The organism is Paenibacillus sp. FSL M7-0420, from assembly GCF_038002345.1.
In the GTDB taxonomy this organism is placed as follows: Bacteria; Bacillota; Bacilli; order Paenibacillales; family Paenibacillaceae; genus Paenibacillus_AQ.
In genome coordinates this window covers 5642617-5664548 of record NZ_JBBOCJ010000001.1, presented here as the reverse complement: position 1 = coordinate 5664548, position 21932 = coordinate 5642617, and the positions used below count along the sequence as shown (strand labels likewise).

17 protein-coding genes, 1 pseudogene and 1 riboswitch are annotated in these 21932 nt (G+C 56.3%); of the genes and pseudogenes, 15 read left to right on the top strand and 3 right to left on the bottom strand.

The window, feature by feature from the left end; genetic code table 11:
• The first annotated feature begins 24 nt into the window (after nt 1-24).
• The 6 genes from MKX51_RS24125 (at nt 25) to MKX51_RS24100 (ending at nt 7030) form a co-directional block, all read left to right on the top strand.
• Nucleotides 25-1326: an ABC transporter substrate-binding protein gene (locus MKX51_RS24125; RefSeq protein WP_340994140.1), complete on the top strand. Its 1302-nt coding sequence runs from the start codon at nt 25-27 to the stop codon at nt 1324-1326.
• A 75-nt stretch (nt 1327-1401) separates the two neighbouring features.
• Entirely contained in the window at nt 1402-2289 is an 888-nt protein-coding gene (locus MKX51_RS24120) for a carbohydrate ABC transporter permease (RefSeq protein WP_340994139.1), read from the top strand.
• A 32-nt stretch (nt 2290-2321) separates the two neighbouring features.
• Nucleotides 2322-3209, top strand: a complete 888-nt coding sequence (locus MKX51_RS24115) for a carbohydrate ABC transporter permease (RefSeq protein WP_340938640.1) — start codon at nt 2322-2324, stop codon at nt 3207-3209.
• A gap of 44 nt (nt 3210-3253) precedes the next feature.
• On the top strand, nt 3254-4330 hold the full coding sequence (locus MKX51_RS24110) for a glycoside hydrolase family 76 protein (RefSeq protein ID WP_340994138.1): 1077 nt from the start codon (nt 3254-3256) through the stop codon (nt 4328-4330).
• A gap of 16 nt (nt 4331-4346) precedes the next feature.
• A complete protein-coding gene (locus MKX51_RS24105; RefSeq protein WP_340994137.1) occupies nt 4347-5405 on the top strand; it encodes a glycoside hydrolase family 76 protein in 1059 nt (352 codons plus the stop codon).
• Nucleotides 5406-5461: 56 nt separating this feature from the next.
• Nucleotides 5462-7030 (top strand): glycoside hydrolase family 76 protein, encoded by a 1569-nt coding sequence (locus MKX51_RS24100; protein WP_340994136.1) that lies wholly within the window; start codon nt 5462-5464, stop codon nt 7028-7030.
• A gap of 61 nt (nt 7031-7091) precedes the next feature.
• Here MKX51_RS24100 and hpt read toward each other — a convergent pair whose 3' ends face one another.
• Genes hpt through MKX51_RS24085 form a run of 3 tightly spaced genes read right to left on the bottom strand, consistent with a single transcriptional unit; the run spans nt 7092 to nt 9757 of the window.
• Nucleotides 7092-7619 (bottom strand): hypoxanthine phosphoribosyltransferase, encoded by a 528-nt coding sequence (gene hpt / locus MKX51_RS24095; RefSeq protein ID WP_076079431.1) that lies wholly within the window; start codon nt 7617-7619, stop codon nt 7092-7094.
• 30 nt (nt 7620-7649) lie between these two features.
• Nucleotides 7650-9164, bottom strand: coding sequence for an IMP dehydrogenase (locus MKX51_RS24090; protein WP_340994135.1), 1515 nt, complete (start codon nt 9162-9164; stop codon nt 7650-7652).
• 32 nt (nt 9165-9196) lie between these two features.
• On the bottom strand, nt 9197-9757 hold the full coding sequence (locus tag MKX51_RS24085; RefSeq protein ID WP_340994134.1) for a phosphoribosyltransferase: 561 nt from the start codon (nt 9755-9757) through the stop codon (nt 9197-9199).
• 125 nt (nt 9758-9882) lie between these two features.
• Nucleotides 9883-9985: riboswitch (purine riboswitch) on the bottom strand.
• A 331-nt stretch (nt 9986-10316) separates the two neighbouring features.
• Here MKX51_RS24085 and hemA point away from each other — a divergent pair.
• The 9 genes and pseudogenes from hemA (at nt 10317) to MKX51_RS24040 (ending at nt 21925) form a co-directional block, all read left to right on the top strand.
• Complete coding sequence (hemA, locus tag MKX51_RS24080; RefSeq protein ID WP_340994133.1) at nt 10317-11708, top strand: glutamyl-tRNA reductase; 1392 nt, start codon at nt 10317-10319, stop codon at nt 11706-11708.
• A 5-nt stretch (nt 11709-11713) separates the two neighbouring features.
• Complete coding sequence (ccsA, locus tag MKX51_RS24075) at nt 11714-12538, top strand: cytochrome c biogenesis protein CcsA (RefSeq protein ID WP_340994132.1); 825 nt, start codon at nt 11714-11716, stop codon at nt 12536-12538.
• A gap of 455 nt (nt 12539-12993) precedes the next feature.
• The gene (locus tag MKX51_RS24070; protein WP_340994131.1) at nt 12994-13641 is read left to right on the top strand and encodes a precorrin-2 dehydrogenase/sirohydrochlorin ferrochelatase family protein; all 648 of its coding nucleotides are present in this window, start codon (nt 12994-12996) and stop codon (nt 13639-13641) included.
• An 864-nt stretch (nt 13642-14505) separates the two neighbouring features.
• A complete protein-coding gene (gene hemC / locus MKX51_RS24065; protein ID WP_340994130.1) occupies nt 14506-15453 on the top strand; it encodes a hydroxymethylbilane synthase in 948 nt (315 codons plus the stop codon).
• 44 nt (nt 15454-15497) lie between these two features.
• The gene (cobA, locus tag MKX51_RS24060) at nt 15498-17045 is read left to right on the top strand and encodes a uroporphyrinogen-III C-methyltransferase (RefSeq protein WP_340994129.1); all 1548 of its coding nucleotides are present in this window, start codon (nt 15498-15500) and stop codon (nt 17043-17045) included.
• 142 nt (nt 17046-17187) lie between these two features.
• Entirely contained in the window at nt 17188-18186 is a 999-nt protein-coding gene (gene hemB, locus MKX51_RS24055) for a porphobilinogen synthase (RefSeq protein ID WP_340994128.1), read from the top strand.
• An 18-nt stretch (nt 18187-18204) separates the two neighbouring features.
• Nucleotides 18205-19506: a glutamate-1-semialdehyde 2,1-aminomutase gene (gene hemL / locus MKX51_RS24050; RefSeq protein ID WP_340994127.1), complete on the top strand. Its 1302-nt coding sequence runs from the start codon at nt 18205-18207 to the stop codon at nt 19504-19506.
• 236 nt (nt 19507-19742) lie between these two features.
• Nucleotides 19743-20468: pseudogene (locus MKX51_RS24045) on the top strand (RluA family pseudouridine synthase); the annotation flags it as partial.
• 905 nt (nt 20469-21373) lie between these two features.
• The gene (locus MKX51_RS24040) at nt 21374-21925 is read left to right on the top strand and encodes a hypothetical protein (RefSeq protein WP_209876979.1); all 552 of its coding nucleotides are present in this window, start codon (nt 21374-21376) and stop codon (nt 21923-21925) included.
• Nucleotides 21926-21932 lie beyond the last annotated feature (7 nt).

The window sequence follows — 21932 nt, the reverse complement described above, 5'->3', positions numbered from 1 at the left end:
AATACAAATTAAGGGGATGAAGCAATGAGAAAAGGATGGGTTACGGCACTTTCGGTGATGATGGTCGCTGCCTTGGCGGCTGGCTGCAGCGGCAATTCGGGAAAAGAAAGCCCTGCAAATGACGGCAAAGCCGGAAGCGGCAGCAGCGGGAAGAAGACGGAGCTTACGTTCTGGGGCGACTGGGGAGGTGAAGGCCAGAAGCAGTTCGAGACCATGGTGGATGCCTTCAACAAATCACAAGACAAGATTCATGTGAAATATGTGCTGCAGCAGGATATGATCACCAAATTCCTGACGGCGGCTACGAATGGCGGTGCTCCCGATGTGCTGTTCTGGGACCGCTGGCGGACCTCGCTGTATGCTCCCAAGAACGTGCTGCATCCGGTGGATGAGTACTTAACACGTGACGGCATTTCCAAGGATGATTTCTACAGCGAATCATTGACTGAGCTCTCCCATGACAATAAGTTATACGGGCTTCCGCTGACCGTTGATGCCCGGGCCTTATTCTACAATAAGAAGCTGCTGGACGATGCAGGGCTTCAGCCTCCGGCTACCTGGGATGAGCTGGAGCAGGCTGCCGCCAAGCTGACCAAGTGGAACGGCGACAAGCTGGAGGTGGCAGGCTTCTCCATGGGCGATCTTGGCCTGTTCAATATGTATCTCCAGCAGGCGGGCGGCCAGATGCTTACAGAGGACGGCAAAACCAATTTCAATAATGAGCAAGGCAAGCAGGTGCTTGAATTCTGGGACCGTCTGATGAACAAAGACAAGGTGTATAAGGTTGGGTTCGAGCTGGGGCTTGGCGAAGGGCAGGATGCCTTCGTTACAGGCAAGGTTGCCATGCTCTATTCCGGGCCCTGGATGCTCAGTACCTATAACAAATACGGTAAAGATCTCGACTATGGCATTGTACCGCCTCCTGCCGGACCAAACGGCGACAAGGGCAGTGTGATGGGCGGCTTCGGACTCGTGATTCCTGAAGGCTCCAAGCATCATGATGAAGCATGGGAATTCATTAAATGGTGGACCGCCAACAAGGATAATGCCTTGATGTGGGCCAAGACCAGCCTGAATCTTCCGGGCTTCAAGCCTTCGATGGAAGATCCCTTTTTCCAGGATGACCCGCAGTGGAAGCCGTTCCTGGATACGCTGGAATTCGCCAAGATCCGTCCGACCCATCCTGGCTATTCCGTAATGGAGACCGATGCGCTTGCGCCTAATCTTCAGCTGAACCAGCAGAATAAGCAGAGCATTGAAGACACGCTGAAGAAGGCTCAGGAACAAGGCGACAAGATGCTGAAGGATAACGCAGTCGTTAAATAGTCTGCCCTGTACCGTAGGGAGGCAGCGCCTCCCTGCTGCCATGGAACCTTACCGGAGGATGAGAGGGGGAGTTGTATGGCTTCCATGAGAAAAGTGGAACGGCACGAAGCCCGGACGGCTTATGTATTCATTACGCCGACGGTGCTGCTGTTCACTGTGTTTACAGTGATTCCTGTAGTGATGGCCCTGTATTTAAGCTTCACCAACTATGATGTACTAAGCCAGAATGACTGGGTCGGCCTGGACAACTACCGCCGCCTGATGGAAGACAGTCTGCTGTGGAAGACATTCAAGAATGTGTTCTTCTACTCGATTATTTTTGTTCCGCTGAATATTGTCATTTCCCTCCTGCTGTCCATGCTGCTGAGCAGGGCGTGGCGGGGCGTCAAGCTGTTCCGCACCTTCTATTATCTGCCCACGCTGACCTCGGCTGTAGCGGCGGCAACCGTATGGATCTGGCTGCTGCATCCGGAATTCGGTCTGGTGAACGGTTTGTTGTCCTATGTGGGCATTACCGGTCCTGCCTGGCTGTCCGAGACAAGCACGGCGATGCTGTCCATTGTCATGCTCACCCTCTGGCAATCCGTCGGCTCCAATATGATTATTTATCTGGCCGGTCTGCAGGGGGTCCCGGATTATCTCTATGAATCGGCACGGCTGGACGGGGCGAACAAATGGGCCAGCTTCCGCTACATCACTTGGCCGCAGCTGCGGCCTACGACCTTCCTGGTCAGTACGATGGCGATTATCGGTGCGCTGCAGCTGTTTGACCAGGCCTTTGTGCTGACGCAGGGCGGTCCGGCCAATGTGACCAAGACCCCGGTCTACCTAATCTATCAGCAGGGCTTCAATCAGCTGCAGATGGGCTATGCCTCGGCGCAGGCCTTTGTGCTTGCTGTAGCCATTCTTATTTTCTCGCTGATTAATATGCGGGTCTCCAAAGCGGAGGAATCGATCATTTAGAGCAGCTTGTCCAGGAAAAGGAGGTTTGCAGGATGGGTGTTACTGGCGGTTCGGCCTTGAAGCAGGGCCTCTACAAGCTCATTTTCTATATTGTATGTATCCTTATAGCGGTTGTTATGTTTCTGCCATTCTACTGGAGTTTGCTAACCTCACTCAAGCCGGATGATGAGATTTTTGCCATGCCGATTCAGTGGTTTCCGAAGCATCTGACCTTCGAGCATTACCGCAAAGCCTTTTCAACGGTGCCATTTGCTTTATTCTTCTGGAATTCGCTCGTGCTTGCTGTGTCGGGCGTTCTGGCTAACCTGTTTTTCGGATCACTTAGCGGCTATGCCTTTGCGAAGCTAAGATTCAGGCTGAACAAGCCGGTGTTCCGCGTGCTGCTGGCGGCAATGATGATTCCCGGCATTGTGACCATGATCCCGACAGTGTATGTGATGCGCCATATTCCGTTTGCCGGGGGTAATGATCTTTTTGGCGGAGGCGGCAATGGACTGATGAACTCGTTCTGGGGCATCATTCTGCCCGGCGCATCCGGGAGCTTCGCAGTATTCTTCATGCGGCAATTTTTTCTGACGCTCCCCAGCGACATGCTGGAGATGGCCCGGATTGAGGGCTGCGGGGAATTTAAAATTTTCTGGCGGATTTATCTGCCGCTTACCCGCCCGGCGCTGGCGACCTTGAGCATCTTCACCTTCCAGGCCGGCTGGAACAGCTTCCTGTGGCCGATGATTGTGCTGAATGATCCGGACAAGGCAACGATTCAGATGGGCCTGCAGGCTTTTTCTTATAATTTCCAGACGGACTACGGGCCGATGATGGCCGGGGCGCTGGTGGCGATACTGCCGATACTGGTGTTGTTCCTGGCGCTGCAGCGTTATTTTGTACAGGGGATTGCCTTCAGCGGCATCAAAGGCTAAGTCAGCTGCCGATGGCAAATCATTTACGGGGAGAGAGACACCATATGAAGCAAATAGAGCTTGAACAATGGACGGAACGGGCGGACTCGGCGCAGGAAGCGCTGGATGAATGCTTCTGGAACGAAGCCATCGGAATGTATGACATTGAGACACCTTGTCCGGAAGGCGCATGTAATACGGTCTTTCATTATTGGTGGATGGCCCATGCCGTGGATGTGCTGGTGGACGGCCTGCTGCGGACTGGGGCTGCTATGTACCGCGAACGACTGACCGCTCTACATGCTGGACTGCTCCGCCGCAACGGCGGCGTGTGGCCCAATGAGCTGTACGACGACATGGAGTGGATGGCCTTGGCCTGGCTTCGCGCGTATCAGGCAACCGGAAATGAGCTCTACAAAGAAACGGTTCTTATCCTCTGGACGGATATCAGAACCGGCTGGAACAGCCATTCAGGGGGCGGTATCGCCTGGCAGAAATCGCAGCTGGATTACAAGAACACCCCGGCTAATGCACCGGCTGCTATCCTTGCCGCCCGTCTGTATCAGGCCTTTGGAGATCCGCAGGACCTGGAGTGGGCACATACGCTGTATAACTGGCAGCAGTCCCATCTGGTGGACCCGGAGACGGGCTTCGTCTGGGATGGAATGAACCGTACCGGTGACGGCAGGATCGATAAGGATTGGAAATATACGTACAATCAGGGTGTTTATATCGGTGCGGCTATCGAGCTGTACCGGGTTACCGGGAGCCGTGACTATCTGGAGGAGGCCCGGCGCACGTTCGGCGCAGCGGTCAAGGAACTGGCTGGCCCGAATAGCGGCGTGCTCCCGGAGGAGGGCGGCGGTGATGCCGGTCTCTTCAAGGGCATTCTGGTCCGCTATGCGGCAGAACTGGCACAGGCCGGTCAGGCAGATGGAGCTGCCGGGGCTTTTCTGCGCAGTAACGCAGAGCTGCTGTGGGACCAAGGGAAGGCGGCGGACCGGGTGCTGTTCGGACCCGATTGGACGAAGGCACCTTCGGACACTGTGCAATTGAGCACCCAGCTCAGCGGAATCAAGCTGCTGGAGCGGATGGTTGTGCTTGCAGGGAAGGGGCAGGCGAATGCCCGAGCCTCATTTTAAGGGGAGGAGCTGGCTTATGGATCATTCTAACGGGACATCACTGGCAGAGAACTGGGCGGCGCGCGCCGACTCGTTCCAGGACTCCCTGTGGGAGCATTACTATAATGCAGACAGCGGAATAATGAACCAATGGTATCCGCAGGAATACAGCAGGGCAGGCGACAATTTCTACTACTGGTGGCAGGCTCATGTCATTGATGTTCTGACCGATGCTTACGAAAGGACGCGGGATTCCAGGTATGCCGAACGCATCCGCAGTCTGAGCCGCAGCTTGCACGCCTATAACGGCGGGACGTTCAAGCATAATTATTATGATGATATGGAATGGACCGCCCTTGCGCTGCTGCGGGCGTATCAGGCTACCGGCGAAGCGGAATATCTGAGTGCTGTCCTTGAATTATGGGCGGATATTCAGACGGCCTGGAATGAGCACTGCGGGGGCGGCATGGCCTGGAAAAAGGATCAGCTGGATTATAAGAACACTCCGGCGAATGCCCCGGCCGCTATTCTGGCCGCCCGCCTATACTCGCTGCGTGGACAGGAGGAGGATTTGAACTGGGCGATCCGGATTTACCGCTGGAACCAGGCCAATCTGGTGGACCCGGACACCGGATTCGTATGGGATGGAATGAACCGGCAGGGGGATGGGCAGATAGATTACGACTGGGAATTCACTTACTATCAGGGAGTATTCATAGGAGCGGGAATAGAGCTCTGCCGTGTCACCGGCGATTCCGGCTATGCCGCAGATGCCCGCCGGACCGCTGAGGCCTGCTTAGACCGCTTATGCCATTCTGAATCGCTGCTGCTGCCGGATGAAGGGATTGACGACACCGGATTGTTCAAGGGAATTCTGATCCGCTATCTGGTACAGCTGGAGCAGCATTTCCCCGGAAATGACCGGGTCCGTGAAGTTATATTGGCCAATGCCCGGACGCTATGGGCGCAAGGGCTGGACCGGACGCTGGGGCTGTGCGGACCCTCTTGGGAGCAGGTTCCCGGGCTGCCGGTACAGCTCAGTGTACAGCTCAGCGGTCTGATGCTGCTGGAGGGAGTAGCCAAGCTTAAGCATTAGCCCGCTGCCGCCTGACGGTTACGGACTGGATGTACAAATGAAGGGGGTATCCGGAAATGTTCACCTGGAAGAAAATAAGGAGTGCCGCTGTTCTCTGTCTGTTGTCCCTGTCTCTGTCTGTGTCTGTGCCGTCTCCCAGTGCACGAGGTACGGCAGAGGCATTCACCGTCTCTAACGCTGATGCTGCAATGAACTCATTTGTGCAAGTATTCTATGATTCTTCCGCCAAATACTTCTATACCAACAGTGATCATCTGATTCATTCTGAACATGCTCACGGGCCGAACGGGGGACTCTACACCGATTTCTGGTGGGAGGCACAGCTCTGGGAGACCGTAATGGATGCCTACGAGCGCACGGGCAGCAATGTCTACCGCACGATGATCGATGAGATCTACACCGGATTCAACGCCAAATACCCGGATATGATGACGAATCCGTTCAACGATGACCTGGGCTGGTGGGCGCTGGCCTGCGCAAGAGCCTATGAACTGACGGGAACTACGGAGTATCTGAACCGTGCCAGCTTCCTGTTTGGCCAAATCTACAGCGAAAGGGACAGCACATACGGCGGCGGGATCTGGTGGAGAAGGGACGCCCATGTCCCGGGCCAGGCCAACGCCCAGAAGAATATGGCCACGAATGCCCCGATGGTCATGACCGCAGTCAAGCTGTATAGTGCCTACAATGATCCTGCGTATCTGACCAAGGCTACTCAAATCTATAGTTGGACCAAGGCTACCTTGGTTAATGGCAGCAAAATCAACGATCATATTGAAGGTGCGGGCAGCGGTCTCATTAAGGATTGGGATTTCACTTACAATTACGGAACGTTCCTGGGGGCGGCTGTGTCCCTGTATCAGGCTACCGGAGCTTCCGCCTACCTAACGGATGCCAACAATGCAGCCGGGTATGCCGTTAATAAAATGGTTTCCGCCCAGACACTGTTGTATGAAGGGGAGAATGATGCTGCGGGCTTTAAAATGGTCTTTGCCCGCAACCTGAACCGTCTCCGTACGCTGGGCGGACAGCCGCAATACTTAAGCTTTCTTCAGCAGAATGCAACGCAGGCCTGGAATCACCGCCGCATGAGCGACGGAATCATCGGCAGCGACTGGCTGCGTAATACGGGCACTTCCTATGTGCAGAGCCTGGCCGCTGCTGCGGGCGCTTCCATTCTGCAGCTCGTTCCCGCTGACGGCTACACCGGGTACATTGCGGGCAACGGGGCTTATGAAGCGGAGAATGCCGCGCGGACGCTGGTCGGCGGAGGCGGGATGATCAATGAGAGCACTAATGCCGGCTTTACCGGAAGAGGGTATGTCGGGGGCTGGAACACAAGCGGCACCTCCATTGATTTCTATGTCAACCAGAATGCGGCAGGAACCAGAACTGTCACCTTCCGCTACGCGGCGGCGGCAGGCAATGCTTCCCGCTACGTGAAAGTGAACGGCGTGGTTACTACCTCCAATCTGGTGTTCAATTCCACCTCCAGCTGGAGCACCTACGGAACGGTATCCGTCACGATCCCGCTGAACGCAGGCTCGAACACCATTCAACTCGGGTATAACAGTGCGCTCGGAAATACGAATTATCTGAACATTGATTTGCTGAGCGGGCTTTGAAGGCCGCTGCAGTACAAAGGGAGCGCCGTGAATGGCGCTCCCTTCTGCTTGCTTATTCATCCTAGTCCCCGGTCTCGACGATCCAGACCTCCGGCAGATTGCGGTACTGCTCGGCGTAGTCGAGACCGTAGCCGACAACAAATTCGTCGGGGATATCAATCCCGCTGTAGTCAATGGGAACATCGACGAGGCGGCGGGAAGGCTTGCTGAGGATGGTGCAGATACGCACGCTTGCCGCCTCGCGCAGGGCGAACAGCTCCTTCAGATGCTGAAGCGTCAGGCCGGTGTCGATCAGATCCTCGACCAGCAGGATATGCTTGCCGCGGATATCCATGTCGATATCCTTCTTGATCGTAATGACGCCGGAGGAGGTAGAGCTTGCCCCGTAGCTGGACACCGACATATAGTCGACGCCGACCGGAAAGGTGATCTCACGCATCAGATCAGACATGAAGACGGCCCCGCCCTTAAGAATGCCGATAAGCACCAGCTCCTTGCCTTCGTAATCGCGCGATATTTCAGCGCCCAGTTCCTGTACTCGCTGCTGCAGTTGGTCCTTGCTGACCAGAACTTTGGTAATTTGGGTCATGGTTGACGCTCCTTATGGATTAGGATGTGATCACGAGGAGGATCTATCCTTTTCCTTAAGCATAACATCATGTGCGCCTCCTTCAAAGATCGTTGTCGAGGAGACCAGGGTAATCTTGGCCTTCTGCTGTAATTCCGGGATGGTCAGCGAGCCGCAATTGCACATGGTGGACTTGATTTTGCTGATGCTGAGATCCAGATTATCCTTCAGCCGCCCGGCATAGGGAATGAAGGAATCCACGCCCTCCTCGAACTCAAGTTTGCTCTCCTTATCGGTGTTGCCGAAGTCATAACGCTGCCAGTTGCGGGCACGGCTGGAGCCTTCGCCCCAATATTCCTTCACGAAGTTCCCGCCGACCAGCAGCTTACGTCCGGGGCTCTCATCGAATCTGGCAAAATAGCGGCCAAGCATCACGAAGTCAGCGCCCATCGCCAGCGCCAGCACAATATGATAATCATGGACAATCCCGCCGTCCGAGCAGATCGGGACATAGATACCGGTCTGCTCGTAATATTCCTGGCGGGCCGCCGCCACTTCGATGACAGAGGAGGCCTGCCCCCGGCCGATCCCTTTTTGCTCGCGGGTAATACAGATGGAGCCGCCGCCGATGCCGACTTTGATGAAATCCGCCCCGGCTTCCACCAGGTACAGGAACCCTTCCTTGTCAACAACATTGCCCGCGCCAACCTTCACACTCTCCCCGAAAGTATCCTTAATATAATGGATGGTCTCCGCCTGCCACTCCGAATACCCGTCAGAAGAATCGATGCACAGGATATCTGCCCCCGCTTCCACCAGTGCTGGCACACGCTCCTTATAATCCCGCGAATTGATTCCTGCGCCTACAATGAGCTGCTTGTTGTCGTCATGCAGCTCCAGCGGATACTCCTGATGGCTGTCATAATCCTTGCGGAAGACCAAATGGACGAGATGGCCGCTGGCATTCACAATCGGCAGGCAGTTCAGCTTATGATCCCAGATCATGTCATTCGCTTCTGTCAGCGTGATCCCTTCTTCGGCGTAGATCAGCGAAGCAAGCGGGGTCATGAACTCTGTAATCGGGCAATCCGGCGGGAGGCGGTTCTCGCGGTAATCCCGGCTGGTGACGATGCCCATCAGTCTGCCTGTCGGTTCCCCGTTGTCTGTGATCGCAATGGTGGAGTGGCCGCTGCGCGCCTTCAGCGCCAGCACATCCTGAAGCGTATCTTCCGGGCGCAGGTTGGAGTCGCTGAGGACGAATCCTGCTTTGAACTTTTTGACCCGGCGGACCATTTCGACCTGCTGGCCGATGGACTGGGAGCCGTAGATGAAGGAGATGCCCCCGCTTTTGGCCAGCGCAATCGCCATGTTGTGGTCGGATACCGCCTGCATTACCGCCGAAGTCACGGGGAGGTTCATGGTCAGTGCTGGGGTCTCTCCCCGGCGGAATTTGGTTACTGGTGTGCTAAGATCCACATTTCCGGGAATGCAATCTTTGGTGGTCAGGCTGGGTACCAGCAGGAACTCACTGAAGGTTCTTGAAGGCTGCTCGTAATAAAAAGCCATGGCTTGTCACTCCCCTGCTATTTTTTTACAAATCATACCTGGGACAGAAATCTGACGGGTACTCCAATGTCCGCTTCCAGTTGCTTGTAATGCTCCCCTTTGGCCAGAATCGCCTGCACGCCGACAAGCTCTATGCCCATCACGGACAACTGAGCAGCAATACAGCGGATCGTAGCGCCGGAACTGATCACATCATCCAGCAGCAGTACCCGGTCACCGGCGGAGAAGCCGTCAAAATAAATATAATTCTCATTATACGCCGTCTCGCGTCTCACACTAACCTCATAATTCTCGTACAGCTCAGTGCTGAGGCGCAGAATATTCATCGGCTTCATCAGCTTATAGGCAGCCAGCATCCCCCAGGTATGACCGCCGGGTTCAGGGGAGACAATGTAATCAAAATCGGGAAACTGTTCCGTTACAGCTTCCGCCAGATTGTGAGTGATTTCACGGATCAGCTCGGGGGCGATATACGTACCGCGTTCTCCGAAGGGGTAGAGCTTAAAGTCATAGGCGGTGTCCTTGTTCTTGTAGATCCTCACATTTCTGGCCTTGCGGATCGATTCACTTAAGCTTGCGTAGGAAGCACTCATTTGCCCTCACTCCTTCTATTATAATGGATGCCAAAAACCCCAGGCTAAAGGAGGCGCAGTCCAAAGCAGGATACATCAGCGCAGAAAAGCACGGTTTCGCCCGTGAGCTCACGCTGATACATCCAGCAGGGGGGCTGGCCTCTTGTAGCCTGGGGCAATTTACGGTTGCCTGTAGATACGCCCGTTCCGGATTAACGGGCTTATACAAGAGAGGTTTGAAGGGGGATAACTGACGCGGTGTTAACTTAGGGACGGGGAATCAGACGATTTTTGCTATGGATGTTATAAAAGTTAACTCAGATCATTTGTTATATGCTATCATCCGTAATAAAGTGTGTCAATATTTCATTATTGTGTCATATTACATGACCTAAATACTTGTTTATAATAATTATTATCTGCAATTCATAAATAGTTCAAAGGTTTTGTTAAAAGCCGTATTTTGATGTGATATACTTAACACAGTGTTCGTGGATCTTGTGAAATTGATTCTAATATCTGCTGATAAGCAGCAACAGTGCCTACACCAATGAATATAGATTAGGATGGTGAACAAGCGATGCATATTGTCGTCGTTGGCCTGAATTACCGTACGGCTCCCGTAGAGGTGAGGGAACAGTTCGCTTTTGCCGAGAAGGATCTGCCTGCTGCGCTTCATCAGCTGCTGCAGACGAAGAGCGTTCTGGAAGGGGTCGTTGTCGCCACCTGTAACCGGACGGAAATTTATGTGGTCGTGGACCGCCTTCATATGTGCGGATATTTCATCCGCAGCTTCATGGAGCAGTGGTTCGGAGTAAGAAGCGATGTATTTACGCAACATATGTATATATATGAAGACGAGCAGGCGATTGCCCATCTGATGCGTGTCACCTGCGGTCTGGATTCAATGGTGATAGGCGAGACGCAGATTCTGGGTCAGGTGCGCAGTGCCTTCCTGACGGCTCAGGCGGAAGGGGTTACCGGAACCTGGTTCAACCGGCTGTTCAAGCAGGCGGTGACGCTCGGCAAGCGTGCGCATAGTGAGACCTCGATCGGCGAGAGTGCGGTGTCGGTCAGCTATGCGGCGGTGGAGCTGGGGAAGCGCATCTTCGGCATGTTCACCGGCAAAAGAGTGCTCATTCTCGGCGCCGGCAAAATGAGCGAGCTGACGGTGAAGCATCTGTACAGCAGCGGCGCGGCGGAAGTGATTGTCGCCAACCGTACCTTGTCCCGTGCTATCGAGCTGGCCGAGAAATTCTCGGGTAAGCCCAGCACGATTGAAGAGGCGCTGAAGTCTCTGGATGAAGTGGATATTGTGATCAGCTCTACGGGTGCGGACGGCTATGTGCTGACGGCTGCCCAGGTAGCCGAGGGCATGAAGCGCCGCCCTTCACGGCCGCTGTTCATGATCGACATTGCTGTGCCGCGCGATATTGACCCTGCTGCTGCCAGTGTACCGGATGTATTCCTCTATGATATCGATGATCTGGAGGGCATTGTGGAGAGCAACCTGGAGATGCGCCGCAGTGAAGCTGCCAAGATCGAGGTTATGATTGAAGGCGAGATGGCGGATTTCCAGCAATGGCTGAAGACGCTGGGCGTCAGACCGGTGATCCGTGCGCTGCAGGACAAGTCAAACGGAATATATGAAGACACGATGGATAGTCTGTTCAACAAGCTGCCTGAGCTGGATGAGCATCAGCGCAAGGTGATCCGCCGCCTGACCAAGAGCATTGTCAACCAGATGATGCATGATCCGATCAATGTGATCAAGGAGATGTCCGGCGGCAAGCAAGGGAATGAAGCACTGGAGTATTTCACTCAAATCTTCGCCCTGCAGGAGCAGCTGGATGCAGGTCCGGCCGGTGAAAGTGTTGAACCGCTTCAGCGCAGCTCTGCTGAACGGCCCTCCGGCGGAGAGATCCGTGTGCCGGGAGCGGTGCTTACCCCAGCCGGTCTGCTGGGCGGGTGAGCCACATGCTGCTGAACGGAATATATGATGCCGCTCTGCTGCTATATGCCCTGAGCCTGCTGTTTGTTTTCTCGGATTGCCTTCGGCGCAATCCGGGCGGAAAGCGGCTGGGCACAGGGCTTCTTGCTGTTGTCGGCCTGCTTCAGCTTGGGGGCCTGGCCATCCGCTTCTCCCAGGAGGGCGGCTTGCCGATCTTTACGCCTTACGACTTCCTGTTCTGGTTCTCCTTCAGCATGGTGGTCACCTCGTTTGCGGTGGCCTATACGCGCGGCGGCGAGTTCACCGTCCTGCTGCTCAGCATGGCGGGCTTCAGTGTATTCCTGCTGAACCGGGTATGGCTGACGGCGGAGGATCATACGCTGCAGAGCTGGAGTGCGGTGCACGGGTGGCTGGCGATGCATGTGATTTTGGCGAATCTGAGCTTTGCCGCACTGACACTGGGGACGGTATTTGCGATAATGTATCTATTCCTGCATACGAAGCTGAAGAATAAGAAGTGGGATGACCGTGTCCGCAGGCTGCCCAGCCTGGAGACGATGGACAAATATTCCTACACGGCGATCCTGGCCGGAGTTCCGCTGCTGCTGGCCTCGCTGATTCTGGCGGGTCTGTCGATTGTCGCGGAAGGGCGGACACCGCTTTTTCAGGATACGAAGGTCCTGACAACACTTACGGGCCTGGGCGTCTACATCGTTTACCTTGTGCTGAAATTCTCCGGCCGCCGAAGCGGTACCGTCATGGCCCGCTGGGCGATTACCGGGTACGGCTTCATTATTCTTAACTTCCTGCTGAATTCCTGGTCGGAGTTCCATGGCTGGGGCGGGGAGTGAAGTGGGATGGACGATGGAAGATGGATGAGAGTGAGTTGGAAGTGCTGGGAGAGCTGGAGTGAAGCGGGATGGAGAGTAGCTTGCCAGTGGGATGGAAGTTGGATGAGAGTGAGTTGGAAGTGCTGGGAGAGTTGGAGTGAGCGGGATGGAAAGTGGCTAACCAGTGGGATGGACGATGGATGAAAGTGAGTTGGAAGTGCTGGGAGAGTTGGAGTGAGCAGGATGAAGAGTAGCTTGCCAGTGGAATGGAAGTTGGATGAGAGTGAGTTGGAAGTGCTGGGGGAGCTGGAGTGAGCGCGATGGAAAGTGGCTAACCAGTGGGATGGAAGTTGGATGAGAGCGAGTTGGAAGTGCTGGGAGAGCTGGAGTGAAGCGGGATGAAGAGTAGCTTGCCAGTGGAATGGAATTTGGGTGACAGTGAGTAGGAAGCGCTGGGAGAGCTGGAGTGAAGCGGGATGAAAAAGTATCTGCCGATTATGCTGGATGTGGAAGGCCGGCGGGTGGTGATCATTGGCGGCGGGGCGGTGGCTGCGCGCAAGGCGGCTCCGCTGCTGGAAGCGGGCGCGGAGCTGGCGGTGATCAGCCCCTCGCTCAGCGGGACGCTGGCTGCGATGGCTGATGGGGAGCGGCTGCAATGGATCAGCCGCCCCTATGCTCCCGGAGATCTCCAGGGAGCTGTGCTGGTCTATGCCGCCAGCGATAACAGGGCGGTGAATGAGGCCGTTGCCGCGGAAGCCCGGCAGCTGGGGCTGCCCGTTAATGTGGCCAGCCATGCGGAGGCGGGCACGTTCATTACGCCCGGCGTGCTCCGCCGCGGGCGCCTCACGGTTGCGGTCTCGACCTCCGGGGCGGGACCGTCTGCGGCTGCGGGGATTACGCAGCAGATTGCGGGGCTGCTCGGCGAGGAATACGAGCCGTATCTGGATTTCCTGCATGAGCTGCGGACGGCCATCAAGCAGCTGGAGCCAGCGGCAGAGAACCGGTCGCGGCTCTTGCGGCGGCTAGGGAAGCTGGATGTGTTGAATGAGCTGCGGCAGGGCACCTTTATACCATGGACACGTGAGCAGATTGAGGCTTGGGTGGCGTGCAACCGGGAGGAATAAGGTGCTTAAGTGGCTAGGCCACCGAGCTGAGCAAAGCAAGGGCAAAAATGCCCTTGAATTCGGCCGAAGCGGCTCAAGCGAGCAAATGAAGTGTATAAATACACCTGAATTCGGCGAAAGTCGCTCAGTGGAGCAAATGAAGTGTATAAATACCCTTGAATTCGGCCGAAACAGCTCTGTTGAGCAAATTAGGTGTATAAATACACTTGAATTCCGCCAAATCGGCTCAATCGAGCAAATTAGGTGTATAAATACACCTGAATTCGGCGAAAGTCGCTCAGTCGAGCAAATGAAGTGTATAAATACACCTGAATTCGGCCGAATCAGCTCAGTCGAGCAAATGAAGTGTATAAATACCCTTGAATTCGGCCGAAACGGCTCAATCGAGCAAATGAGGTGTATAAATACACCTGAATTCGGCCGAAGCGGCTCAGTTGAGCAAATGAAGTGTATAAGTACCCTTGAATTCGGCCGAATCAGCTCATTTGAGCAAATTAGGTGTATAAATACACCTGAATACGGCCGAAGCGGCTCAAGCGAGCAAATGAGGTGTATAAATACACCTGAATACGGCCGAAGCGGCTCAAGCGAGCAAATGAGGTGTATAAATACACCTGAATTCGGCCGAAACAGCTCAGTCGAGCAAATGAAGTGTATAAGTACCCTTGAATACGGCCGAATCAGCTCAATCGAGCAAATGAGGTGTATAAATACACCTGAATTCGGCGAAAGTCGCTCAGTGGAGCAAATGAGGTGTATAAATACACCTGAATTCGGCCGAATCAGCTCAAGCGAGCAAATTCAGGGGTTAGGTACGGCGGCGGCGGATGGAATAAGGGACTGACTTGAACAGGGGGAGTGGGCATGCGGAAGATTATCGTGGGCAGCAGACAAAGTGCGCTGGCTTTAACGCAGACGGGGCATGTAATTGCCGATCTGGAGCGGCTTAGCGGGGAGCATGGGTTTGATTTTACTTTTGAGGTGCATAAGATTGTGACCAAGGGTGACCGGATTCTCGATGTGACCCTGTCCAAAGTGGGCGGCAAAGGTCTGTTCGTCAAGGAAATTGAACAGGCGATGCTGGCGAAGGATATTGATATGGCAGTACATAGCATGAAGGATATGCCTTCCGAATTGCCGGAAGGCTTGATGAACGGTGCGGTGCCGAAGCGTGAAGATCCGCGCGACGTTCTGATCTCTAATAGCGGAGCGGGCCTGGAGGGTCTGCCGCAAGGCGCGCGCGTAGGCACAAGCAGTCTGCGGCGCTCCAGCCAACTGGCTGCACTCCGGCCGGATCTGCTTATTGAGCCGGTACGCGGCAATATTGATTCGCGGCTGAAGAAGCTGGAGAGCGGCGAATATGACGCGATTCTGCTGGCAGCAGCGGGGCTGTCGCGGATGGGCTGGCAGGACCGGATTACGGCATATTTGCCGCCTGAGGTCTGCCTGCCCGCTGTAGGCCAAGGAGCACTCGGTATTGAGTGCCGTGAGGACGATGAGGAGCTGCGCAAGCTGCTGGCGCTGTATAATGATGAGCGCACGGCACTCACGGTGACAGCGGAGCGGACCTTCCTCGGTGCTCTGAACGGGGGGTGCCAGGTCCCCATTGGCGCCTATGCAGTACTTGAATCAGAGGCCGTGGCAGCAGCGGGTCCGTCCATAACGTTAACCGGAATGGTCGGAACACCGGACGGCACAGTCATTCTGAAGGAGACCTGCACCGGCAATGATCCGGTGGAGCTGGGTGCGGAGGTCGCGCGGAAGCTGGCGGCCAGAGGTGCGGAGAAGATTTTGGCGGATGTAAGGGAATAAGGGGTAAGGAATCGCATGTGTAGAGGGATAAGGGGATGACGGAGATGGCGGGGAAGGTATATCTGGTAGGTGCAGGTCCGGGGGATGCGAAGCTGATTACAGTCAAGGGGCTGGAGTGTATCCGCAAGGCCGATGTGCTGGTCTATGACAGGCTGGCCAGTCCAAGGCTGCTGAAATGGATGAAGCCCGGCGGCGAGAAAATATACGTAGGCAAGCTTTCAGACCGTCATACGATGAAGCAGGAGGATATTAATCAGCTGCTGGTCGATCTCGCTCTGGAGGGCAAAACGGTGGTGCGTCTGAAGGGCGGGGACCCCGTGATTTTTGGCCGGGTGGGTGAAGAAGCGGAGCTGCTGCGCAGGAATGGCATCTACTATGAGATTGTGCCGGGCATTACCTCGGCCATCAGCGTTCCGGCATATGCCGGGATTCCGGTGACCCACCGGGAGGCATCGTCTTCCCTGTCGATTATTACCGGCCATGAGAGCCCGGATAAGCTGGATCATTCCATTCAATGGGATAAAGTAACGAATGCGACAGGCACGCTGGTATTCCTGATGGGTGTCGCCAAAATCGGCTATATCAGCGCCCAGCTGATGAAGCACGGCCGTCCGCCGGAAACCCCGGTGGCGCTGGTGCGCTGGGGGACCCGTGCGGATCAGGAGACGCTGACCGGCACGCTGGCCGATATTGAGGCGAAGGTTACGGCAGCGGATTTCCAGCCGCCGGCGGTTATTGTGGTCGGTGACGTTGTGCTCCAGCGGGAGCACCTGATGTGGGTGGAGGCGCTGCCGCTGTTCGGCAAGCGCATTGTAGTGACGCGGGCGCGTGCGCAGGCAAGCGAACTGGTGGACCGGATCGAGGAGCTGGGCGGCGAGCCGTATGAGTTCCCGGTCATTGAGACGGTGATGCAGCGGGATGCGGGCAAGCAGGCGGAGATCGCTGCGGCACTTGGCGGGCTTGCGGCGTACGACTGGGTGTTCTTCACCAGTCCGAACGGCGTGGACTTCTTCATGCGTCATCTGACGCAGCAGAAGCTGGATATTCGCGCCCTGCACGGGGCGCGGCTGTGCGCAGTGGGACCGGGGACGGCTGCGGCGCTCGCAGAGCGCGGGCTGATCTCTGAAGAATTGCCCGGCCGCTTTCAGGCCGAAGGGCTGATTGAAGCCTTCGGCTCACAGCTGCAGCCGGGGCAGAAGGTGCTGCTTCCCCGCGGCGATCTGGCGCGCGAGTGGCTGCCCGGCAAGCTGAGGGAGCTGGGGCTGGAAGTGACCGAGGTGGATACGTATGAGACGGTTATCACCGGCGAGGATGATATTGAGCTGGTGAAGCTGCTGGAGGAGAAGCGCATTCATGCGGTGACCTTCACCAGCTCGTCCACAGTGCGCAACTTCCTTGGCATCCTGAAGCGGATGGGTCTGGAAGATCCGCTGGCGCTGCTGGCGGGTGTCAAGATTGCCTGCATCGGCCCGGTTACCGAGCAGACCGCAGTCGAAGCGGGCCTCACGCCGGGACTGCTCCCGGAAGAAGCCACCATCGAAGGACTGGTGCAGGAGCTGTGCCGCTGGAATGAATCGACGAGGCTGAGATAGCCTGTTCCTGCCGGATCTGTCAGCGCTGCCTTTGAGCATTGCAATCGGGTCTGGCTTACTAGCAGCGATAACTTTAACATCTCAATACTGCTTAAGACGAATAGATGTGTGTATATACTTACTGAACAGGGGGTTTGCAGCAATGAGCTTTCCAATAACCAGACACCGCCGTTTGCGCGGGTCGGCCGGTATTCGCGGCATGGTGCGCGAGACCGTACTCCATGTGCTGGATTTCATCCAGCCGATTTTTGTAACCTATGGAACGGGTGTAAAGAATGAGATCAGCTCGATGCCCGGCGTCTATCATTTCTCGCTGGATACGCTGAAGGCGGAGGTGGATGAGATTGCTTCCCTCGGCATTCCGGCGGTACTGCTGTTCGGAATTCCCGAGACGAAGGATGCGGTTGGCTCGTCGGGCTTCGCAGACGATGGCATTGTGCAGGAAGCCACGCGTCTGATCAAAAAATGGTATCCCGACCTGCTGGTTGTCGCCGATACCTGCCTGTGTGAATTCACCGACCACGGCCACTGCGGCATGGTGCATACCCATACGGTGGACGGTGTGGTGCACGGGGATGTAATTAACGATGCTTCGCTTGAGCTGCTGACCCGCACGGCGGTCTCGCAGGCCCGGGCAGGGGCGGATATTATCGCGCCGTCCAACATGATGGACGGATTCGTGCAGGCGATCCGTGCCGGACTCGATGCGAATGGCTTCGAGCAGGTGCCGATCATGTCCTATTCGGTAAAATACGCCTCCGCCTTCTACGGCCCGTTCCGCGAAGCAGCGGATTCCGCTCCCCAGTTCGGCAACCGCAAGACGTACCAGATGGACCCGGCCAACCTGCGGGAAGCGGTTCGCGAAGCGGATTCCGATGTGCTGGAAGGCGCGGACATGCTGATGGTGAAGCCTGCGCTGGCTTATCTGGATGTACTCCGCACCATCCGCGACCAGTTCGATCTGCCGCTTGTAGCCTACAACGTCAGCGGTGAGTACTCGATGGTCAAGGCGGCTGCGCAGCAGGGCTGGATCGATGAGCAGGCAGTTGTGCTGGAGATGCTGACAGGCATGAAGCGCGCCGGAGCAGATGTAATTATTACCTATTTCGCCAAGGACGCAGCCCGCTGGCTGCGCGGCTAGGATCAGGAGGGAACAAGCATGGGCAATCTGCCGTTGAACCGCCGGGAAGAGGCTTCCCGCATGGCTTTTGAAGAGGCAAAACAATATATTCCCGGCGGGGTGAACAGCCCGGTCCGGGCATTCAAGTCCGTAGGATTGACCCCGGTCTATGTGGAGAGGGGCGAAGGCTCACGGATCTACGATATTGACGGCAACAGCTTCATTGACTACGTCTGCTCGTGGGGACCGCTGATTATGGGACATGCCCATCCTGAGGTGGTGAAGGCGCTGCAGGAGACTGCGGCCAGAGGGACAAGCTTCGGCGCGCCGACCCTGCTAGAGACCGCTATGGCCAAAACCGTGGTAGAACGCGTGGCCTCGGTGGACATTGTCCGCATGGTGAACTCGGGAACGGAAGCGACGATGAGCGCGATCAGACTGGCCCGCGGCTACACCGGACGCAGCAAAATCCTCAAATTCGAAGGCTCCTATCACGGCCATGCCGACAGCCTGCTGATTAAGGCCGGTTCCGGGGTGGCGACCTTGGGGCTGCCGGATAGTCCGGGCGTGCCGGAAGGGGTAGCGGTGAATACGATCACGGTACCTTATAATGACCTGGACGGGGTCAAAATCGCGTTTGAGCGCTACGGCAACGAGATTGCCGCTATCATCGTGGAGCCGATCGCCGGAAATATGGGCGTTGTGCCTCCGCTTCCTGGATTCCTGGAAGGTCTCCGTAAGGTGACTACGGGGTACGGGGCTTTGCTGATTTTTGACGAGGTGATGACCGGCTTCCGTGTGGACCGGGGATGTGCGCAGGGGCTGTTCGGGATAGACCCGGATCTGACCTGCTTCGGCAAGGTGATCGGCGGCGGTCTGCCTGTAGGGGCCTACGGTGGCAAAAGAGAGATCATGGAGCAGATCGCCCCGTCCGGCCCGATCTATCAGGCAGGCACACTCAGCGGGAATCCGCTGGCGATGGCGGCGGGCTACAGCACGCTTGCGCTGCTGACCCCTGAGGTCTACACCCGTCTGGAGTCGCTTGGCGCGAGACTGGAAGCCGGACTTCAGCGCAATGCGCAGGAGACGGGAATTCCGCTGACGATTAACCGTGTGGGCTCGATGGTATGTCCATTCTTCACGGAGGAGCCGGTCATTAACTTTGAGACGGCCAAGACCAGTAACCTGGAGCTGTTCAAGCGTTATTTCGGCAAAATGCTGGATCAGGGCATCAGCGTTCCACCCTCCCAGTTCGAGGGAATGTTCGTATCCGCTGCGCATAGCGAGCAGGATATTGACGATACGATTGCGGGCCATTACCAGGCCCTGAAATCGCTATGACGGCTGGACCGGAGGACCGGTCCGGCGGGCAACGCGCAGATACGGAGGGCCGTGCCCGCCATGCAGGCGCAGACCCTGCGGCAGCCCGCCGCAGCGGAGCGCCGGATCTTACAGCCGGGACCGCTGCCACCGGCGGCAGTCCCGGCCCGGGCGCAGTCGGTGCGGCTGCTGCGGGTACCGCCGCCGGCTTCGCGGGCGGGGGCAAGTGGACCCGGCGCGGGGAATGGCTGGAAGCCATGCCTGGCCGGGTCATTACGGGGGCTGCCGACAGAGCGGCAGCCATCGATGCCTGGCTGCTGGGCGCAGCCGGCATGCCGGAGAAGCTGCACGCCCGGCTGCGCCGCGAGGACGGCATCCAGTGGAGGGGCGACCGGCTGCGGCTGGCCCTGTTCCCTCATAGGGAAGCGGGAATAGAGCCGGTGTGGCAGGAGGCTGCGGTTGAGGTGCTGTTCGAGGACGACTTCTGCCTCGTGGTCCACAAGCCTGCGGGTCTGGCAGTTCACCCGGACGGCAGCGGCACGGGGGTAACGCTGGATCATCTTGTAGCCGCGCATTATGCGGCCTCCGGCGGCGGCATTGCCGTCCGTCATATCCACCGGCTGGACAAGGATACCACCGGACCCGTGTTGTATGCGAAGAACGAATACGCCCAGCTTGTGCTGGATGAAGAGATGCGTGAGAAGAACGTATCCCGCCTGTATGCGGCGATTGTTGAAGGCACAGTGCCGCCTGAGCTTACGGTGATCGATGCCCCCATCGGCCGTGACCGTCATCATGCGGCGCGCAGACGGGTATCCCCTGGAGGGCAAGCGGCGGTAACACGGATTGTGGGGCGTGAAGCCCTGCCCGGCGGAACCGTAGTGAAGCTGCAGCTGGAGACGGGCCGCACGCACCAGATTCGTGTCCACCTCAGCCATGCGGGGCATCCGCTCTTCGGGGATGACCTCTACGGCGGATCGGCCTGGCACACCGCTGGTATTCCGTCCGGCAACAGCCTTAAGGAGAAGCAGCCCCTTCGTTCGGAGCCCGGTCAGGTGAAGTCTGCCATTACGGCCTGGTTCGAAGAGCAGGAGAAGGCAGGCCTCATCCCTGGTCTGCAAGTCCAAGGCAAGCAGCCGCCGGCTCCACCTTCCAAGCCGGGAGTCAAGGCGAAGCAGGGGAGTTCCGACCGCCAGGCGCTGCATGGCGAGAAGCTGATTTTCGCCCACCCCTGGACCCGCAGCAAGATCGAAGTAGCCGATCCCTGGCCGGAGGATCTGCGCCGCCTGCGCGAGCAAATCGGCGGCACAGATCAGGAGTAGGCCATTATACCAATCGGCTCTGTGAAGCTAAGATAAGTCAATGTAAGCCATGCCCAGCCGGGCCGCATTTCTCTGAACTCTGGAGGATTGCGGCCTGGCTAAAGGGCCCCATACATCACAGGAAGTAACCATTTAAGAGGAATCCTGCAAAAAAATGCAACAATACTGCCCCAAAGAAGCGTTCTATGCTGAAATCCTGCACAAACTGCAACAAATTCAGCGCTAACTTGCTCTAAACACCGAAATTTGTGCAAATAATGCAACAATGTACTACAAGCATTGAAAGGTATAGAGAAATCCTGCCAAAAGTGCAACAATACTGCTCCTTAAAAGCGGCCGGTGAGGGAGACATTAGCATCGTTTACCCGCTGGGTGATCTTGTTCTTGTTGTTCAAGGAAACCTCCACCAGTCAAGTTGCCGGTGAGCCCGCGTTCCCTCTGATGCATTCCCGTGCTTCATCCATATATTTGCAGATTCCCAGTAACATTTGTAACTGACGGCCTTCCAATATATTGATAAAAATAGTATGTAAGCGCAGTCTATTTGATGAACTGGGGGAATATTTGTGAAAAAAGTTACTAAGTTAATGCTCGTGGCCGGCATCTCATTGGCACTTGTCGGGGTAGGGAACAGCGGCGCCCTGAACAATGTCACTTCGGCAGCGAGCGCACCGCTTAAGGTAGGCCGGGTGGAAGCGGCTGCCCATGGCACCAAATGCTTCACTGTAGCGGTTGCTGTAGTCCAGAATGGCGTAATCGTTGCGGCTTCGCTGGATGATTATCAGTTCCTGGGTAGCGATGTAGCCACTGGCGTACCGAACTCGGACAAGGACTTCGGCAAGAATTACAAAGATCCGAATATGGTGCTGGCCTCCAAGAAGACCAACGCCAAATACTACAGTGAGCACATGACGGAAGAAGCCAAATCGACAGTAGCCTATGACAAGAACCTGGCGGCTATCGAGAAATTCGCAACAGGCAAAACGATAAAATCCCTTGAAGCTACACTGACTAACAAGAGCAAAGAGCAAGTCGTTGATGCGGTAAGCGGTGCAACTCTGGTGGATACCCAAGGTTACCTGAAAGCCATTCTAAGCGCAGCCAAAGCTGCAAAATAATAAGCGG

Coding starts and splice junctions, on each gene's coding strand:
- hemC (WP_340994130.1), top strand. CDS start 14,506: ATGCGGAAGATTATCGTGGGCAGCAGACAAAGTGCGCTGGCTTTAACG.
- hemL (WP_340994127.1), top strand. CDS start 18,205: ATGGGCAATCTGCCGTTGAACCGCCGGGAAGAGGCTTCCCGCATGGCT.
- MKX51_RS24090 (WP_340994135.1), bottom strand. CDS start 9,164: ATGGCTTTTTATTACGAGCAGCCTTCAAGAACCTTCAGTGAGTTCCTG.
- MKX51_RS24120 (WP_340994139.1), top strand. CDS start 1,402: ATGGCTTCCATGAGAAAAGTGGAACGGCACGAAGCCCGGACGGCTTAT.
- MKX51_RS24125 (WP_340994140.1), top strand. CDS start 25: ATGAGAAAAGGATGGGTTACGGCACTTTCGGTGATGATGGTCGCTGCC.
- MKX51_RS24105 (WP_340994137.1), top strand. CDS start 4,347: ATGGATCATTCTAACGGGACATCACTGGCAGAGAACTGGGCGGCGCGC.
- MKX51_RS24070 (WP_340994131.1), top strand. CDS start 12,994: ATGAAAAAGTATCTGCCGATTATGCTGGATGTGGAAGGCCGGCGGGTG.
- cobA (WP_340994129.1), top strand. CDS start 15,498: ATGGCGGGGAAGGTATATCTGGTAGGTGCAGGTCCGGGGGATGCGAAG.
- MKX51_RS24115 (WP_340938640.1), top strand. CDS start 2,322: ATGGGTGTTACTGGCGGTTCGGCCTTGAAGCAGGGCCTCTACAAGCTC.
- hemA (WP_340994133.1), top strand. CDS start 10,317: ATGCATATTGTCGTCGTTGGCCTGAATTACCGTACGGCTCCCGTAGAG.
- hpt (WP_076079431.1), bottom strand. CDS start 7,619: ATGACCCAAATTACCAAAGTTCTGGTCAGCAAGGACCAACTGCAGCAG.
- MKX51_RS24110 (WP_340994138.1), top strand. CDS start 3,254: ATGAAGCAAATAGAGCTTGAACAATGGACGGAACGGGCGGACTCGGCG.
- MKX51_RS24100 (WP_340994136.1), top strand. CDS start 5,462: ATGTTCACCTGGAAGAAAATAAGGAGTGCCGCTGTTCTCTGTCTGTTG.
- MKX51_RS24085 (WP_340994134.1), bottom strand. CDS start 9,757: ATGAGTGCTTCCTACGCAAGCTTAAGTGAATCGATCCGCAAGGCCAGA.
- hemB (WP_340994128.1), top strand. CDS start 17,188: ATGAGCTTTCCAATAACCAGACACCGCCGTTTGCGCGGGTCGGCCGGT.
- ccsA (WP_340994132.1), top strand. CDS start 11,714: ATGCTGCTGAACGGAATATATGATGCCGCTCTGCTGCTATATGCCCTG.